We start from the raw sequence: 17,394 nt of genomic DNA, 5'->3' as shown, positions 1-17,394 counted from the left end.
CATGCTTCATCAGCCGATTCGCACGCTTGTCCTGATTGTCGCCTGCGCGGTCGCGGGCGCACCGCCATTGCTGGCCGGGGAACCCGCGCCAGTCGCAGCTCCGCGCGATGCCTTGGCCCAGATGGCCTCGCCCGCCGCGATCGCGGAGTACCAACGCAGGCTCGCCGAATATCAGCAGGCGCGTGCGGTGTTTGACCAGGAGGCGGGCGCCTATTGGAAGGCGATCTCGGATAAGCGCCGCATCCGCAACGCCAAGCGTCGCGACCGCCAGCCGATTGGGCTCGACGACTATGTGCTGGAGCAGCCGCCGGTCTACACCGGGCCGAAGCGGCCGGTGAACCCCGAGCCGGAACCTGAGGGCGAGCCGCGCGAGCGCAAGTACATCCCCGTGGTCGCCGACCTCGTGAAGGCGGCACAGGAGCATTTCCAATGGTCGCCGCAGCGCCCTGCCAACGACATCGATTTCAAACGCGCCTATGCGCGCTTCGCCGCGGCGTCGGGACTGACGCGCGAGCAGGCGGTGCGCGTCTATGCCTTCGAGACCGGCGGCAACGGCAAGCACGACTCGCAATCGGGCTTCAAGGGCAACCGCGCGATCTCGACCGCGATCGGCTACAATCAGCTCTTGACCACCAACAGCGTCGAGCTGCTGGCCGAGCAGGGGCCGCTGTTCATCCGCCTGCTCGGCGAACGCGTGGCTCGGACGTCCGGCCCGGCACGCGGCGCGATGGAGCACAAACTCGCGGTCCTGAAGAAGATGGTCGCGATTGCGCGCTCCGTGCCGGACGACTGGTCGGCGCATGAGAAGATCGGCAACACGCCGCAAGGCTGGGCCATGCATGCGATGGTGCTCGACATCGACGTCGGGCCGATGCTGCAGACCCACAAGCTCTTGACCTCGGTGCTGTTCGCGCGCGCCAAGGGCTACATGAGGCCGCTTTCGGCCGCCGAGCTCGAGATGATGAATCTCACCGGTGACGGCACGGGCTTCGACATGGTGACGATGCCGCTCGAGATGCGCGATCAGGTTCCGACCGCCAACTTCTTCCAGCGCGGCGGCTACGAGCGCAATCCGGTCGCCGTTCGCCACAACACCGTGGCGAAGCTGCTTGCAGTGACGGATTCCAGGATGGACTCGCTCAGCAGCCTGCCCGGCGCCAAGGAACTGGCGGCCGCGTTCTGAGGCTGCGCTCGCTCGCCTTTACTCATCCGCGCCGAACGAGAAGCTGCCGTCGCCGTCGAGATAGGGGGCCGTCCGCATGTAGAGCTGACCGTTCTGGCCGACGAAGAACAGCGTGCCCTTCGGTACCTTCTTGGCGCCCTTGAGCAGCATGTCGGCGTTCTTGGTGCCCATCTTGTAGGCGAGCGTCCGGCCATCCTTGCCATAGGCGTAGCCCATGTCGGGCTTCAGCTCCCACGGCTCCGGTGGTGCCGCGCGCACCGCGCTGGTCAGTGCACCCAGCGCACCGAGGGCGATCAGGGCTTTCAGAACCAAGCTCTTCATGTCCTCCTCCAATCGATGTCGTCTCGAACAAATCACGAACGCTGACGCGACGTCAACGTCGCCCCGTCGCAGTGCAGTGATCGTTGGGCGGATTTTCCATTCGCCGATCTCGCGATTATCCTGCAGCGTGGTTTAGAAACATAGGCCAAGAAAACAATTTGGGGATGATTCGGATGAGCCTTGTCACGAAGATCGGTTGGGTTGCGGCGTTGTCGCTGGTGACGTTGGCATCCGCCCGGGCCGACGACTTCAAGCTGTCCAACAACCAGCGCATCGCCTGCAGCCGCGGTCTCTCCGCCGGCAAGCTCAATACGGCCGTCTGCAAGTCCTACGCCTACCTCTTCAACGTGAAGACCTCGGAATATTTCCGCTGCCAGGTCTCACTGTCGCTGACCCGGGACAACAAGGAAGTCATCAACGTCCAGACCGACGGCGGCTGCACCAGGAAGCCGCGCGTGTTCGACACCGATTCCAAATATGAGTTCGACGCCACCGAGACCGAGCCGGCGAACACCAATTCCTTCTTCGGCAATGGCGGCTATTCGATCTGGGTGGCGGATACGACCCAGCAGAAGGTGCGCGGCTGCATGACGATCTCGTCCGGGCTCGGCTCGGACATCTCCAAGTGCCTCGACATGACGTTCCAGTGACCGGCGGCCTTGCGAGCGAGGCGGCCCGCTCCTCTGGGCTGCACCTGCGGTTCAAGCTGGTGGTGCTGTCAATGTAAGATTGAACGCGGGGCGCATCGGTCCCGGCCTCGCGCCGTGGGAGCGGGAGAGGCTGGTGCGCCAGTCTTTCGGATGGGTTGACCCCGCGCCCGCAGCCGTCCAATTTGCGGCAAAATCAATGGGAGGATCCATGCGCTTCTCGAAAATCTCTGGCACTGCAACCGGTTTCATTCTGGCAGCCGCCTGTCTGCTCGCGGCGCCAGCGGCGCAGGCCCAGAGCTTCATCAACGTGCTCACCGGCGGCACGTCGGGCGTCTACTATCCGCTCGGTGTCGCGATCGGGAAGATCTACGGCGACAAGATCCCCAATGTGAAAACCCAGGTGCAGGCGACCAAGGCCTCCGTCGAGAACCTGATCCTGCTGCAGCAGGGCCGCGGCGAGCTCGCCTTCGCGCTCGGCGACTCTTTGAAGGCCGCCTGGAACGGCGAGGAGGAGGCCGGTTTCAAGACCAAGCTGGACAAGCTGCGCACGATCGGCGCGATCTATCCGAACTACATCCAGATCGTCGCGACGGCCGAGTCCGGCATCAAGACGCTGGCGGATCTCAAGGGCAAGAGTCTGTCGGTCGGCGCGCCGAAGTCCGGCACCGAGCTCAACTCGCGCGCGATCCTCGCCGCCGCCGGCATGAGCTACAAGGATCTCGGCAAGGTGGAGTATCTGCCGTTCGCCGAATCGGTCGACCTGATGAAGAACCGGCAGCTCGGCGCCACCTTGCAGTCGGCTGGCCTTGGCGTCGCATCGTTGAAGGATCTGTCGACCTCGTCGCCGATCACCGTGGTGTCGGTGCCGAAGGAGGTCGTCGACAAGATCGGGCCCCCGTTCGTCGCGGCGACCATCCCGGCCAACACCTATACCGGCCAGGACAAGGACGTGCCGACCGCGGCCGTGATCAACTATCTCGTCACCAGCTCGGCGGTATCCGACGATCTCGCCTATCAGATGACCAAGCTGATCTTCGAGTCGCTGCCGGAGCTCGCCAATGCGCACGCCGCCGGCAAGGAGATCAAGCTGGAGACGGCGGCGCAGGACAGCCCGGTGCCGCTGCACCCCGGCGCGATCCGCTACTACAAGGAAAAGGGCATCCTGAAATAAGGACGCTGCTCGCCCGGCCTGCCTTGTAGGCCGGATCATTCGCAACCGGCTGCGTGGGAAACATTCCGCGCAGTCTTGTCGTTCAGGTGATTGCGGCCATGGTCAGCAGCGCCTGATGGGCGCGTTGGGGGGATCATGACGATCGAAGCCGTGAACATGGAAACGCCGGTCAAGGTCGAGTTCGACAATTTCGAGCACGGCTTTCCGGAAGGCTTCGGCCCCGGCCGCTGGGGCTATCTCGCCTACGGCATCGGGCTCGCCTTTGCGATATTCCAGCTCTACGTCGCCGCCTTCAACTATCTGCCGAGCCAGGTCGTGCGCGGCGTCCATGTCGGCTTCCTACTGCTGCTGACCTTCGGCCTGATCGGCAACTTCACCGCCAGGACCGACGCCGGGCGCATCGCGGGCTGGACCATCGGCGCCATCGGCTTCCTGTGCGGCCTCTATCAGTGGATTTTCTATGCCGACCTGATCGCGCGCGACGGCGATCCGACGCGCACCGATCTCGTGGTCGGAACCCTGCTGGCGGTACTGATCTTCGAGGGCACGCGCCGGCTGATGGGGCTCGCGCTGCCGCTGATGTGCGGCGCCTGCCTGTTGTACTGGTTCTTCGGCCAGTATCTGCCGGCGCCGCTCAACCATCGCGGCTATGATTTCGATCAGGTGATTACACACCTCTCCTTCGGCACCGAGGGCTTCTACGGCGTGCCGATCTACGTCTCGGCGACCTACATCTTCCTGTTCATCCTGTTCGGCTCGTTCCTCGAGCATGCCGGCATGATCCAGCTGTTCACCGACGTCTCGCTCGGCCTGTTCGGTCGCACCCGCGGCGGTCCTGCCAAGGTCGCGGTGTTCGCCTCCGGCATGATGGGCACGATCTCCGGCTCGGGCGTCGCCAATGTCGTCACTGTCGGCCAGTTCACGATTCCGCTGATGATCCGGTTCGGCTACCGCCGCGCCTTTGCGGCCGGCGTCGAAGCCACCGCGTCGATGGGCGGACAGATCATGCCGCCCGTGATGGGCGCGGTCGCCTTCATCATGGCCGAAACCCTGGGCGTCGACTACTCGGTGATCGTCAAGGCGGCGGTCATTCCAGCCATTCTCTATTTCGCCTCGGCGTTCTGGATGGTGCATCTGGAGGCCGGCAAGCACGGCCTGACCGGCATGAAGCCGTCGGAGATCCCGAGCGCCTGGAAGGCGCTGGTGGCGCGCTGGTATCTCGTGCTGCCGCTCGCCGCGCTGGTCTACATGCTGTTCGAGGGTTTCACGCCGCTGTATGCGGGCTCGATGGGACTCGCGCTGACGGTGGCGCTGATCCTGGGCACCTCGATCACCATGGGCTTCTCCAACCAGGTGCTGCGCTACGTCTTCTGGATCGGGCTCGCGCTCGTCGTCGGCGCGCTGTCGCGCAACGGCCTGCAGATCATTCCCGTCGCCTCCGTCGTCGTTGCGCTCATCGTCATCACCGGCTTCGTGCGCGGCGGAATGGGCACCTTGCACGCCTGCCGCGATTCCCTGGCTGAAAGTGCGAAGTCGGCGCTGACCGTCGGCATGGCCTGCGCGATCGTCGGCGTCATCATCGGCATGATGACGCAGACCGGCGTCGGCTCGATCTTCGGAAGCTGGGTGATCGGCCTCGGCAAGACCAGCCTGTTCGCGGCGCTGATCATGACCATGCTGCTGTCGATCCTGCTCGGCACCGGCATCCCGACCATCCCGACCTACATCATCACCGCGGCACTGGCGGCCCCCGCGCTCGCCAAGCTGGGCGTGCCCCTGATCGCGAGCCACATGTTCGCGTTCTACTACGGCATCATGGCCGACCTTTCGCCGCCGGTCGCGCTGGCCGCGCTGGCGGCCGCCCCGATCGCCAAGGAGAATCCCGACAAGATCGGCTGGGAGGCGATGCGGATCGCGCTCGCCGGCTACGTCATTCCGTTCCTGTTCGTCTACTCGCCCGCGCTGATGCTGCAGCCGGGTGACCCGATGGAGACGCAACTCGGCTTCATCGGCGCGGTGGCGTATGCTTCCGTCAAGGCGCTGATCTCGATCGGCCTGTTCGGCATGGTGGCGATCGGCTTCCTGTACGTGCGCATGACCCTGGTCGAGCGCCTGCTGGCGTTTGTCGCGTCCGTCTGCCTACTCGGCGAATTTCCCTACAGTGACGTGCTGGGATTTGCCCTGGCGGTGGTGATCGTGGCGTGGCAGTGGCGGCAGCGGCCGCCGGCTGCCGTGGCGGCGTCCGCTTGAGCCTCTGCCTCGCCTCATCAGGTGTGGTGAAGGCGCTGACCCTCGCCGGCTTCACCTTGGCCTGGACCCACTCGGTCGAGAGGACCGCGTGGCAGGAGGACTGGCGCGTCACGTCTGACGGTCTCGAACTGGTGCAGGCGCGCGTCAAGGGCTCCGGCGCGGGCATGGAGCCGCCGCCGGAGGCGCGGCTGGTCGACGGCTGGTTCCAGTGGCAGACCCAGCGGGGGCCGCTGTCGCGGATCGTGCTCGCCAATTCCGGCGCGGCCGGCGAGTGGCGCATCTGCGCGGACGGGCAATGCCGGACGCTGTCGGACATCTTCGGCCATGACATCGGCGCAGCGACCATCACGATGAGCGCCTGTACCGAATAACGAATAAGCGACGGGAGAACACGATGGATCGTCTCAGGGGCAAGGTGGCGCTGGTGGTCGGTGCGGGCTCGATCGGGCCGGGCTGGGGCAACGGCAAGGCCACGGCCGTGACCTTTGCGCGGCAGGGCGCCAAGGTGTTCTGCGTCGACCGCAACAAGGACGCCGCCGCGGAGACCGCCTCGATCATTTCAGGCGAAGGCGGGCAGGCCGAGGCGTTCACCGCCGACGTCTCGAAGGCCGTCGAGGTCGAGGCGATGGTGAAGGCTTGCGTTGCCGCCTATGGCCGTATCGACGTGCTCGACAACAATGTCGGCATCGCCGAGATGGGCAGCGTCGTCGATGTCGAGGAGGCCGAGTGGGATCGCGTGTTCGCGGTCAACCTCAAGAGCGCCTATCTCGCCATGAAGCACGTCATTCCGGTGATGATCGGGCAGGGCGGCGGCTCCATCATCAACATCTCTTCTGTCGCCTCGATCCGCCAGGTCGGCATCTCCTATGTCAGCTATGGCGCCAGCAAGGCGGCGATGAACCAGATGACGCGCACGACCGCGGTCGAGTTCGCGCCGAAGCACGTCCGCGTCAATGCGATCCTGCCCGGGCTCATGAAGACGCCGATGGTCGAGCACTCAGCGGGGCTGGCCGCGAGCTACGCCAAGGGCGATGTCGAGGAGATGTGGCGCAAGCGTGATGCGCAGGTGCCGATGGGGCACATGGGCGACGCCTTCGACGTCGCCAATGCCGCCTTGTTCCTCGCCTCCGACGAGTCGCGCTATGTCACCGGCACCATGCTGGTGGTGGATGGCGGGCTGACCTGCCGGAGTTAGGTCTCGCCGCGCGCGTCATTGCGAGCAACGCGATGTGTCCGCCGTCGCTCGAAGAGCGAAGGCGGAAGTCTCCAGGAAGCCCTGGATTGCTTCGTCGCCTTCGGCTCCTCGCAATGACGTGTGTTACAGGAGAGATCAGCGCTGCGGCTATTGCGCCATCGCCAGCATGCCGCCTGCAATCGCATGCCACGTCGAGGTCATGCTGATCGGCCAGTTCAGGAGCTTCACGGCGATCAGCGCCAGCCCGCCATAGACGTAGACCCGGTGGACGCGTCCGAACGTGCGGCGGTCGTGGACGATCGCGACGACGAGCAGCAGGTAGGCGACGAAGGCCGGTGGGATCGTCACGAACACCGGCGGCGGGCCGAGCGGGCCGGGCGGCGCCAGGAATGTCAGGAACCAGCGCGCCACGGCGGCGTCGAGCAGCGAGATGCCGGCGAGCAGCATCAGCCGCTTGTGCGTTTCCGGCCGGCGCAGATGGACAACCGCGAGCGCAAAGACCACGGCGAAGAAGGCGATGCCGCTGAGGGGCACGATGGCAAAGGCGATGCCCTCGTTGGCCTGACCCATCGCCGCGGAGCGCTTCATCGCCTCGATGGCAACGAGGAAGCCAAAGATCGTCATCGCCGTGGCGAGCGATACGCCGAAGATGCCGAGCGAGCGGTGCCGCGCCGTGCGTCCGGATGCGGCAAGCCAGCTCTGCAGCGCGAAATACAGAGTCCAGGCGAAGAACAGGAAGCCATGGAAATGAATCACGGGCGCGCCGGAGAATGAGCGGCGGGCCAGTGGCAGCCAGTAGGTCGGTGCGAAGCCGATGATCGCAATGGCCATGCAGGCCAGAGCCATGTTGAAATAGAAATAGCGCGCAGGGGACGCAACGACGCCGCGTGCGCGCGAATTGTCGGTCAGAATAGTCATGCGGTTGTGTCTGCGGGGACCGCAACAGGTTCAAATGGCGACCGAGGACGTCGCCGGGGTGCGCATCCACAACATCTTGAGGGGAATGCGCGGCACGATCACGCGCATTTCAGTCGAGGCCGCAATCCACTCGCGAGCCCCCGTTCGCAAAGGTCGCCTTCTCCCGGAAAGGGACTGTCGCACCGCTGCTGCCGCTGTATAGTTGAAGTGCCGCGGCGGCGATTGCGCCCCCCGCGCGCCGTGCCGGATCGCCCACGACCTGAGAGAGCCATCTGCCTTGACCGCATCCGTCTCCTCGTGGGCTGCTGCCGATCGCCGGGATGGGGTGCTGCGCCTGGCCGCGCTGGTCACGCTCGGATGGCTGGTCTCGACCCAGGCCCATGCGGTCGGCGCGGCCGAGCCCGGCAAGGAGCCGGCGGTGGATGCCGGTGCCTGCATCGCGGCCTCGGAGGCGCACGATGGCGACAAGGTGCTCACCGAATGCGGCGCCGTGATCGACAATCCCAAGGCCGCGAGGGTCGATCGCATCAACGCACTGATCGCGCGCGCCTCGATCTTCATCACCAGGGGTGAGATCGATCGCGCCATCGCCGATTACGGCGTGACCTTGCAGCTCGACCCGACCCTCGCCAGCATCTTCAACGCGCGCGGCGAACTGCATCGCAAGAAGGGCGACCGTCCGAAGGCGCTGGCCGATTTCGCCGCGGCGCTGCGGCTCAATCCGGATCACGCCAGCGCCCGCAGCAACTACCACGCACTCGCTGTGGAGCTCGAGCGCCTGGGCGCGCAGATGGCCGTCGCGGGGCGGCCGAGCTTCAATTGCGCCACGGCGCGTCGCGCCGTGGAGAAGGCGATCTGCGCCGATCCGGAGCTCGCCAATCTCGATCGCGAGATCGACGGCGCGCAGGCCCGCGTCGTTCGCGAGGCGGCCGGCCCCGCCGCAGCCCGCGCCCTGCAGCGCGAGCAGGACGCGTTCATCGCGCGGCGCAACGCCGGCTTTGGCAAGCCCGGCTACGATCTCAAGAAGGCGATGGAGGACCGCCTGCGGCGGCTGAACGGCGTCGACGGCTATTAACCATCGGCGTGGCCGCTTGAACCGGGTTCCGGCCGGAGACGACAACGGGGGAGATCAGCGTCTCACCCGCAACAGTCGAAATTCGAGCCGAGTCCATGCCGATGCACGCTTTCATTCGTTCGATTTCATCCTGCTCATCCTACCTCGCGCTGGGTCTTGCAGCCGGTCTTGTCCTTGGCCTCGGGGCCCAGCCTGCATTCGCCGCGGACCTCGAATGCGCTTTGGGCAGCAAGGCGCCCCCGTCCGAGCTCATCACCGCCTGCTCGACCGCAATCGAGCAGGCATCGAGTTCGCCGAAGGATCAATCCATCGCCTTGGTTGCCCGCGCCGATGCCCGTGCGCGTATCTCGGGCGGCCTGACCCAGGCCCTGAAGGACCTCGACCGTGCCATCGCGCTCGACGGCAAGAATGCGCGCGCCTATCGGCTGCGTGGCGACCTGATGCGCGAAGCCGGTGGCGATGCCGGCAGGGCGGCGGCCGATCTGAGCATGGCGATCTCGCTCGATCCGAATGACGCCGAAGCCTATGAGCTGCGTGGCGTTGTCTATACCGAGCAGCGCCGTCTTGATCGCGCTCTGGCCGACTACGACCAGGCGATCCGGCTGAAGCCCGACTACGCGCAGGCCTTTGCCGACCGCGGCGTCGCCTTCTACCTGCGCGGCGACAACGAGAAGGCCGTGCGCGACTATGACGAGGCGATCCGGCTCGACCCGAAACGGCCGCGCACATTCACCAACCGTGCCGCGGCCTACAAGAAGCTCGGCCAGATGGACAAGGCGCTGGCCGATGACGATGAGGCGATCCGGCGCGATCCGAAGGTGTCGGAATATTACGACAATCGTGGCCTCACCTACGCCGCCATGAAGGAGTACGACAAGGCGATCGCCGATTATGATCAGGCGATCAGGATGGAGCAGCGGGCAAATTTCTTCACCAACCGCGGCGATTCCCATCAGTTCAAGGGCGAGCTCGGCGCGGCGCTCAGCGACTACGACGCCGCGCTGCGGCTCGATCCGAATTTCGCGCTCGCCTACAACAACCGGGCGGTGCTGTACAAGAAGATGGGCGAGCGCGCCAAGGCGCTGGCCGACTACGAGGCCGCGCTGCGGCTGGATCCCGGCAACGACAATGCCATCGCCGGCCGGCGCGTCATGCTGGCCGAGATCAAGAAGTTCGGCGCCGAGCCGCCGCGTCCGTTGAACGCGCCGTCAGAGCGAAGCGGTCCGTCGTTCGATTGCGCCACGGCCGCGCGCGAGGTCGAGAAGGTCATCTGCGCCGACCCGCAGCTCTCGGTGCTCGATCTCGGCATTTCCGAAAGCTATGCCCGGCGCTTGAAGTCCTCCCGCGGCCGCGCCGCTGCCGAGCTGCGCGGAACGCAGCGTGACTTCATCGCGGAGCGCAATGCCCGGTTCGGCAAGCCCGGCTACGACCTTCGTCTAGCCCTGCAGCGTCGCCTGGATACCCTCCGCGATGGAGCGCATTGATCCGGCCCGGAAAATGGCGCGGACGTCCGGGCCTGCCTGATCTGGATCAATTCATGACGGCTTGAACTGTCGCTTTGTCCCGTGACAATACTCGGGAATAAACACAGATCTTGGGGAAACGTCATGAGCGCTGCGAGCCGCTATCACGAGGTCCATGCACGGTCGCTGCAGGACCCGGAAGGGTTCTGGGCCGAGGCCGCCCGCGCGATCGACTGGATCGAGCCGGCCAAGACCATCTTCGATCCCGCGATGGGCGCCTACGGCCGCTGGTTTGCGGGGGCCGTCGTCAATACCTGCTACAACGCGCTCGACCGCCACGTCGCCGCCGGCCGCGGCGATCAACTGGCGCTGATCCACGATTCGCCGCTCGCCAGCTCGGTCACGAAGCTCACCTATGCCGAGATGCTGAAGGAGGTGCAGACGCTCGCCGCGATCATGCAGGATTTCGGCGTCGGCAAGGGCGACCGCGTCATCCTGTATATGCCCATGGTGCCCGAGGCGATGGTCGCGATGCTGGCCTGCGCGCGCATCGGCGCGGTGCATTCGGTGGTGTTCGGCGGCTTCGCGGCCAAGGAGCTCGCGACCCGCATCGACGACGCCACGCCCAAGCTCGTGCTGTCGGCGAGCTGCGGCATCGAGCCCGGCCGCATCGTGCAATACAAGCCTCTGCTCGATCAGGCGATCGAGCTCGCCGACAACAGGCCCAAGGCCTGCATCGTCCTGCAGCGTCCCGAGCATGTCTGCGAGCTGAAGCCCGGCCGCGATTACGACTGGGCGGCGCTGCGCAAATCTGCGCTCGCCAATGGCAAGCTGGCGCCGTGCGTGCCGGTGCTGGCGACCGATCCGCTCTACATCCTCTATACCTCCGGCACGACCGGCAAGCCGAAGGGCGTGGTGCGGGACAATGGCGGGCACCTCGTCGCGCTGAAATGGTCGATGGAGAATCTCTACGGCATCAAGCCGGGTGAGGTCTGGTGGTGCGCCTCCGACATCGGCTGGGTGGTTGGCCACAGCTACATCATCTACGGCCCGCTGATCCATGGCGCGACCTCGGTGATGTACGAGGGCAAGCCGGTCGGAACGCCCGATGCCGGCGCGTTCTGGCGCGTCATCAGCGATCATAAGGCGGTCGCTCTGTTTACCGCGCCCACGGCATTCCGCGCCATCCGCAAGGAGGATCCGGAAGGTACTTTCTTGCGCAAATACGATCTATCGCATTTCCGCACCCTGTTCCTGGCCGGCGAGCGCGCCGATCCGCCGACGGTGGAATGGGCCGAGCAGCAATTGAAGGTGCCGGTGATCGATCATTGGTGGCAGACCGAGACCGGCTGGTGCATCGCCGGCAATCCGGTCGGCCTTGGCCTGTTGCCCGTGAAGCACGGCTCGCCGACGGTGCCGATGCCGGGCTACCAGGTCGACATCGTCGACGAGGCCGCCAAGCCGGTGCCCGCCAACACCATGGGCTCGATCGTGATCAAGCTGCCAATGCCGCCCGGCTGCCTGCCGACCCTGTGGCAGCAGGAGGACCGCTTCAAGGAATCCTATCTCAGCGAATTCCCCGGCTACTACAAGACCTCAGACGCCGGCTACAAGGATGAGGACGGCTATGTCTTCGTGATGGGCCGCACCGACGACATCATCAATGTCGCCGGCCACAGGCTGTCGACCGGCGGCATGGAAGAGATATTGGCCTCGCATCCCGACGTCGCGGAATGCGCCGTGCTCGGCATCAAGGATGCGATCAAGGGCGAGGTGCCGTGCGGCTTCATCGTGCTCAAGGCCGGTGTCTCGCGCAGCCCGTCGCAGATCGAAAAGGAGATCGTGGCGCTGGTACGCGACAAGCTCGGACCGGTCGCTGCGTTCAAGCTCGCCATCACCGTCGGCCGGTTGCCGAAGACGCGCTCCGGCAAGATCCTGCGCGGCACGATCAAGAAGATCGCCGACGGCGAGCAATGGAGCATGCCGGCCACGATCGAGGATCCCAAGGTGCTCGAGGAAATCGGCGAGGCGCTGAAGAGCCGCGTCTGACACGACGCCGCTGAAAAGTGACCCGGGCTTGACCCGGGCGCCCATTCTCGTCAAGCAACGGCGTCAGACCAGCCCGATTGACGAGAATGGAACGTTCGATGCGACAGACCTCCGCCCGCCTGGCCCTGGTGCTGATGGCCGTATTTTCGCTCTCGGCCTGCGCCTCCCGCAACCAGGGTCCGGCGGTGGCGCTCGGCAATGACGACGATGATGCGGTCTGTCAGGCCGGTGGCAAGGTCGCGCCGGGCTCCGCCGAATATGTCGCCTGCCGCAAGGACCGCGACGTGCAGCGGCAGCGCGCCGAGGCACGTGCCGACCGCCGGCAGCGCGATCTCGGCGAATACATGATGAACCACCCCGACCGGCCCTGAGCGCCAGTGCAAGCGCCTCTCATGGCGCGTGACTTCGATGCAACAGTTGCGTGACATCGGCGCTGCAACAATGCCGATTGATTGAGATCAAATCCAACTCCATGGCGTCCCTGCCACATCTGTGACCGCAAGGCGCGGCCGTGCCCGCGCAGATGTTGCTCAAGGGTGGCTATGGGGATCTCGATGAACAGGATGTTGAAACTCTCGTCGTCGCTGCTGGTGCTGGCGGCGATCTGCGGAGCCATGGGCTCGGCGCAAGCGGCCGACCTGCAGGCGGCGCCGGTCTACACCAAGGCGCCGGTGGTCGAGGCGTGGAATCCGTGGATGCTTCGTGTGCGCGCGCTCGGCGTGCTGCCGGATGCTGGCGGCTCCACCGTGAACGTGACCGGCGTGCCGGCGCTGTCGTCGCCGAACTCCGGCCTGTCGATCTCCAACTCGGTCGTGCCCGAGCTCGACATCAGCTACTTCTTCACCAAGAACATCGCGGCCGAGCTGATCCTCGGCGTCACCCGGCATTCCATCGGCGGCACCGGCTCGCTCGACGGTCTCAACATGGGCAAGGCCTGGCTGCTGCCGCCGACGCTGACGCTGCAGTATCACTTCACCGATTTCGGCGCGTTCAAGCCGTATGTCGGCGCGGGTGTGAACTACACGGTCTTCTTCAACCAGAGCGCCGCGAACCAGGTGTGGAACGGTCTTGCCGTCACCAACCTGCACATCTCCAACCAGTGGGGCGCCGCGGTCCAGTTCGGCTTCGACTACATGCTCGACAGGCACTGGGGCCTGAACGTCGACGTCAAGAAGCTGTGGCTGCAGCCGAACTACTCGGCGACCGTCAACGGCGCAATTCCGGTCACCGGCCGCGCCAACATCGATCCGTGGCTGGTCGGCGTCGGCGTCACCTACAAGTTCTGATTTTTTCAGTTCCTCCCAAGACTGTCATGGCGCCGGCATTCCCGGCGCCATTTTTTTTGGACTGTTTGCGGGTCGCGAAGCTCGGGCTCGGGCCTGTAAAACAGGTGTCGTCCCGGCCTTGAGCCGGGACCCATACGCCGCAGCGGGAGTGAGGAAAGACGCGCTGAGTTACAGCCAGCTTGGGCCGTCACGCAATCCTGTGGTTATGGGTCCCTGCGTTCGCAGGGACGACACCGATGGTGGGGCAGTCGCGCGTGAATTGACCCGAGGACAGGAGGTGCCCGTCCTACTCCTCCTCGTCGTCCTGCTTCTTGCCGCCGATGGTCTTGAGCTTGGCGAACACGGCGTCGACGTTGAGATCGTCCTCGTCGCGGCCCGCCGGCTCGTACTCGTCCTTGCGCGTGGTCTCGGAGGCCGGGAGCAGGGTGGCGCCGCTGTAATTGGCGTCGAGCGGCTTTTCCTTGGCGGCACGCTGGACCTCGAAGTCGAGCTCGATCTGCGAGCACAGGCCGAGCGTCACCGGATCCATCGGCGTCAGCGTCTGCGCGTTCCAATGGGTGCGGTCGCGCACGCTCGCGATCGTGGTCTTGGTGGTGCCGACCAGGCGCATGATCTGGGCGTCCTTGAGCTCGGGATGGTTCCGCACCAGCCAGAGAATGGCGCTCGGGCGCTCGTGGCGGCGCGACACCGGGGTGTAGCGGGGGCCCTTGCGCTTGGGCTGCGGCGGCAGCACCACCTTGCTCTCCTGCAGCCGGAGCCGGTAATTCGGGTCGCGCTCGGCCTTCTCGATCTCCTCGCGGGTGAGCTGCCCGGTCGAGATCGGATCCATGCCCTTGATGCCCTGGGCGGCGTCCCCGTCGGCAATGGCGCGCACCTCCAGCGGGTGCATCTTGGTGAAATCGGCGACCTGGTCGAAGGTCAAGGCGGTATTGTCGACCAGCCACACGGCAGTTGCCTTCGGCATCAGCGGGGCGTTGCTCATGGCAAATCTCCTTTGTGCTCCGCCCCGGCCCTGGAGGCGAAACCTGCGGTCATCGGCGATGACGGGAATTGGCCCTATATAAGCCGTCCCGGGGGCAGGGCGCAATGGCCTGGAGAAAACGGCCTTGACAGCGCTCGAAAGCAGTCCCAAGTCCTACCCAAACGAGTGTCAGACCCAAGTTCTTCGCGTATCGACCGCCCCCGCTTGCCGGCCCGGGGGTCCGTGGTCGCCGAAACCAGCCCGCATAGATCAGCTCAGACCAGCCCCATGGCAGCCAAACCAGACCTCAAAATCGTGCTTTGCTCGCCGCGCGGCTTCTGCGCCGGCGTGGTGCGCGCCATCGACACCGTGGAACGGGCGCTCGCCATCTATGGCGCCCCGGTCTATGTCCGACACGAGATCGTGCACAACAAATACGTCGTCGACAGCCTGAAGACCAAGGGCGCCATCTTCGTCGAGGAACTGGCGGAGATTCCCGACAGTACCAATGCACCGGTGGTGTTCTCGGCCCATGGCGTGCCGAAATCGGTTCCGGCCGAGGCCCAGGCGCGCAACTTCTTCTCCCTGGACGCGACCTGCCCGCTGGTGACCAAGGTCCACCGCGAGGCGGCGATCCACTTCAAGCGCGGCCGCGAGATCCTGCTGATCGGCCATTCGCACCATCCGGAGGTGGTCGGCACCGTCGGCCAGCTTCCGGCCGGCGCCGTGACGCTGATCGAGACCGCCGAGGACGCGGCGACCTTCACCCCGAAAGACCCCAACAACCTCGCTTTCGTCACCCAGACCACGCTGTCGATCGACGACACCAAGGATATCGTCGCGATCCTCAAGGGCCGTTTCCCGAACATCTCGGGCCCGCACAAGGAAGACATCTGTTACGCCACCACCAACCGCCAGCTGGCGGTCAAGAAGGTGGCCCCGGTGGTCGATGCGCTGATCGTGGTCGGTGCGCCGAACTCGTCGAACTCGCAGCGCCTGCGCGAGGTCGCCGAGCGCGAGGGCTGCCCGATTGCCGTGCTGGCGCAGCGCGCCTCGGACATCGACTGGGCGCGCTTCGAGGGCATCAAGAGCCTCGGCATCACAGCCGGCGCCTCGGCGCCGGAGGTGATCGTCGAGGAGATCATGGGCGCCTTTGCCGAGCGCTACGTGCTCCATGTCGAGACGGTCTCTGCGGCGGAAGAGAACGAATTCTTCCCGCTGCCGCGCTCGCTCCGGCCGGAAGCGGCAGCCGAGTAAGTCGGCCGGTTCTTTTCCGCCCTCGGCGGCCTCTCGGCCTTGAACGCGGCGCCCGCATGCGCGATGAAGGGCGCTACGGGCCTGTTCGGTGACGAAGTTCGCATCGGAGAGGCGGGGGCAGGCGAACTTCGATAACTGGGATAGCGCATGGCGGTCTATACCGACGTCGCCGCCGACGAGCTTGCGGATTTCATCAAGACCTACGACATCGGCGAGCTGCTCTCTTACAAGGGCATCGCCGAAGGGGTCGAAAACTCCAACTTCCTGCTCCACACCACCAAGGGCTCCTTCATCCTCACGCTGTACGAGAAGCGCGTGGCGGTGGATGACCTGCCGTATTTTCTGGGCCTGATGGCCCACCTCGCCGAGCGCGGCGTGAGCTGTCCGCAGCCCGCCCGCAACCGCGACGGGGCGGTGTATTCGAGCCTGTCCGGCCGGCCCGCGGCGATCATCAACTTCCTGGAAGGCATGTGGCCGCGCAAGCCGAACGTCACCCACTGCGCCGGCGTCGGCGCGGCGCTGGCGCAGATGCATCTGGCCGGACGCGACTTCCCGCTGGTGCGCAAGAATCCGCTCTCGGTCGCCGGCTGGCGGTCGTTGTTCGCGCAGGCCGCCGACCGCGCCGACACGGTGCAGGCCGGCCTCTCCGCGCTGCTCTCCGCCGAGCTCGATCATCTCGGGCGCTCCTGGCCGACGCATCTGCCGGAAGGCGTCATCCACGCCGACCTGTTCCCGGACAACGTGTTCTTCCTCGGCGACAAGCTCTCGGGGCTGATCGACTTCCCGTTCTCCTGCAACGACATTCTGGCGTATGACGTCGCGATCTGCCTCAACGCCTGGTGCTTCGAGGCCGATCATTCGCTGAACGTCACCAAGGCGCGCGCCTTCTTCAACGCCTATGGCCGCGTCCGGCCGCTGTCGGACGCCGAGCTGGAGGCGCTGCCGCTGCTGGCGCGCGGCGCCGCGATCCGCTTCCTGCTGACGCGGCTGGTGGACTGGCTCAACGTGCCGGCGGGGGCGCTGGTCAGGCCCAAGGACCCGCTCGAATATGTCCGCAAGCTGCGCTTCCACCAGGCGGTGACCAGCGTGCGCGACTACGGCATCGGCGGAGCATTGGCGTGAGCGAGCATCCGGTCGTCAGCATCTACACCGACGGCGCCTGCTCGGGGAATCCGGGGCCGGGCGGCTGGGGCGCGATCCTGCGCTTCGGCGACAACGAAAAAGAGCTCAAGGGCGGCGAGCCACACACGACCAACAACCGCATGGAGCTGATGGCCGCGATCTCGGCGCTGGAGGCGCTGAAGAAGTCGTGTCAGGTCGAGCTCTACACTGACAGCCAATATGTCCGGCAGGGCATCACCGGATGGATCCACGGCTGGAAGCGCAACGGCTGGAAGACCGCCGACAAGAAGCCGGTCAAGAACGCCGAGCTGTGGCAGCGGCTCGACGCGGCGCTGAAGCCGCACAAGGTCAACTGGCACTGGGTCAAGGGCCACGCCGGGCACGCCGAAAACGAGCGCGCCGATCAGCTCGCTCGCGACGGCGTGGCTATGGCCAGGATGCAGAAGAACGTGCGGGGCTGACGGGTTGGTTAACCGAATCATCGCCCCACACT

The 17,394-nt window shown here is 65.7% G+C and carries 17 protein-coding genes; 14 read left to right on the top strand and 3 right to left on the bottom strand.

The features are described 5' to 3' along the window. Position 1: 1 nt before the first annotated feature. A complete protein-coding gene (locus tag QX041_RS12615) occupies positions 2-1,183 on the top strand; it encodes a hypothetical protein (RefSeq protein WP_316165807.1) in 1,182 nt (393 codons plus the stop codon). A gap of 18 nt (positions 1,184-1,201) precedes the next feature. Here QX041_RS12615 and QX041_RS12610 read toward each other — a convergent pair whose 3' ends face one another. Beyond that, on the bottom strand, positions 1,202-1,504 hold the full coding sequence (locus QX041_RS12610; protein ID WP_315716313.1) for a hypothetical protein: 303 nt from the start codon (positions 1,502-1,504) through the stop codon (positions 1,202-1,204). Between the two features lie 173 nt (positions 1,505-1,677). Here QX041_RS12610 and QX041_RS12605 point away from each other — a divergent pair, with 173 nt between their 5' ends. The 5 genes from QX041_RS12605 to QX041_RS12585 all read left to right on the top strand — a co-directional run bounded on the left by QX041_RS12605 (position 1,678) and on the right by QX041_RS12585 (position 6,770). Further along, on the top strand, positions 1,678-2,154 hold the full coding sequence (locus QX041_RS12605) for a hypothetical protein (protein WP_315716312.1): 477 nt from the start codon (positions 1,678-1,680) through the stop codon (positions 2,152-2,154). 208 nt (positions 2,155-2,362) lie between these two features. Continuing rightward, entirely contained in the window at positions 2,363-3,325 is a 963-nt protein-coding gene (locus QX041_RS12600; protein WP_315716311.1) for a TAXI family TRAP transporter solute-binding subunit, read from the top strand. Positions 3,326-3,481: 156 nt separating this feature from the next. Further along, entirely contained in the window at positions 3,482-5,575 is a 2,094-nt protein-coding gene (locus tag QX041_RS12595; RefSeq protein ID WP_315826740.1) for a TRAP transporter permease, read from the top strand. Further along, positions 5,572-5,946 carry a DUF1850 domain-containing protein gene (locus tag QX041_RS12590; RefSeq protein WP_315751414.1) on the top strand — a complete coding sequence of 125 codons (375 nt, stop codon included), beginning with the start codon at positions 5,572-5,574 and terminating at the stop codon, positions 5,944-5,946. Before QX041_RS12595 ends, QX041_RS12590 begins: the two co-directional genes overlap by 4 nt. 23 nt (positions 5,947-5,969) lie before the next feature. Continuing rightward, on the top strand, positions 5,970-6,770 hold the full coding sequence (locus tag QX041_RS12585; protein ID WP_315716309.1) for an SDR family oxidoreductase: 801 nt from the start codon (positions 5,970-5,972) through the stop codon (positions 6,768-6,770). Between the two features lie 147 nt (positions 6,771-6,917). Here QX041_RS12585 and QX041_RS12580 read toward each other — a convergent pair whose 3' ends face one another. Then, complete coding sequence (locus QX041_RS12580) at positions 6,918-7,688, bottom strand: hypothetical protein (protein WP_315716308.1); 771 nt, start codon at positions 7,686-7,688, stop codon at positions 6,918-6,920. Positions 7,689-8,013: 325 nt separating this feature from the next. Here QX041_RS12580 and QX041_RS12575 point away from each other — a divergent pair, with 325 nt between their 5' ends. The 5 genes from QX041_RS12575 to QX041_RS12555 all read left to right on the top strand — a co-directional run bounded on the left by QX041_RS12575 (position 8,014) and on the right by QX041_RS12555 (position 13,561). Continuing rightward, a complete protein-coding gene (locus QX041_RS12575; protein ID WP_315716460.1) occupies positions 8,014-8,763 on the top strand; it encodes a tetratricopeptide repeat protein in 750 nt (249 codons plus the stop codon). A 101-nt stretch (positions 8,764-8,864) separates the two neighbouring features. Beyond that, positions 8,865-10,247, top strand: a complete 1,383-nt coding sequence (locus QX041_RS12570; protein WP_410051869.1) for a tetratricopeptide repeat protein — start codon at positions 8,865-8,867, stop codon at positions 10,245-10,247. 123 nt (positions 10,248-10,370) lie between these two features. Continuing rightward, positions 10,371-12,275 carry a propionyl-CoA synthetase gene (locus QX041_RS12565; protein ID WP_315716306.1) on the top strand — a complete coding sequence of 635 codons (1,905 nt, stop codon included), beginning with the start codon at positions 10,371-10,373 and terminating at the stop codon, positions 12,273-12,275. A gap of 98 nt (positions 12,276-12,373) precedes the next feature. Next, entirely contained in the window at positions 12,374-12,646 is a 273-nt protein-coding gene (locus QX041_RS12560) for a hypothetical protein (protein WP_315716305.1), read from the top strand. A gap of 183 nt (positions 12,647-12,829) precedes the next feature. Then, positions 12,830-13,561 (top strand): OmpW family protein, encoded by a 732-nt coding sequence (locus QX041_RS12555; RefSeq protein WP_315751420.1) that lies wholly within the window; start codon positions 12,830-12,832, stop codon positions 13,559-13,561. Positions 13,562-13,847: 286 nt separating this feature from the next. On the opposite strand, the gene QX041_RS12550 is transcribed toward QX041_RS12555, so the two are convergent. After that, entirely contained in the window at positions 13,848-14,543 is a 696-nt protein-coding gene (locus QX041_RS12550) for a DUF1013 domain-containing protein (protein ID WP_315716303.1), read from the bottom strand. 267 nt (positions 14,544-14,810) lie between these two features. Between QX041_RS12550 and ispH the strand changes: the two genes are divergently transcribed. The 3 genes from ispH (at position 14,811) to rnhA (ending at position 17,362) form a co-directional block, all read left to right on the top strand. Continuing rightward, entirely contained in the window at positions 14,811-15,779 is a 969-nt protein-coding gene (gene ispH, locus QX041_RS12545; RefSeq protein ID WP_315716301.1) for a 4-hydroxy-3-methylbut-2-enyl diphosphate reductase, read from the top strand. A gap of 147 nt (positions 15,780-15,926) precedes the next feature. Then, a complete protein-coding gene (locus tag QX041_RS12540; RefSeq protein WP_316165536.1) occupies positions 15,927-16,901 on the top strand; it encodes a homoserine kinase in 975 nt (324 codons plus the stop codon). Beyond that, positions 16,898-17,362 (top strand): ribonuclease HI, encoded by a 465-nt coding sequence (gene rnhA / locus QX041_RS12535; RefSeq protein WP_316165535.1) that lies wholly within the window; start codon positions 16,898-16,900, stop codon positions 17,360-17,362. Before QX041_RS12540 ends, rnhA begins: the two co-directional genes overlap by 4 nt. Positions 17,363-17,394: the final 32 nt, after the last annotated feature.

Origin of the sequence: Bradyrhizobium sp. SZCCHNRI2009, from assembly GCF_032485115.1 — a bacterium.
Classification (GTDB): domain Bacteria; phylum Pseudomonadota; class Alphaproteobacteria; order Rhizobiales; family Xanthobacteraceae; genus Bradyrhizobium.
The sequence above is the reverse complement of the archived record's forward strand: the minus strand, read 5'-3'. Positions and strand labels throughout refer to the sequence as shown.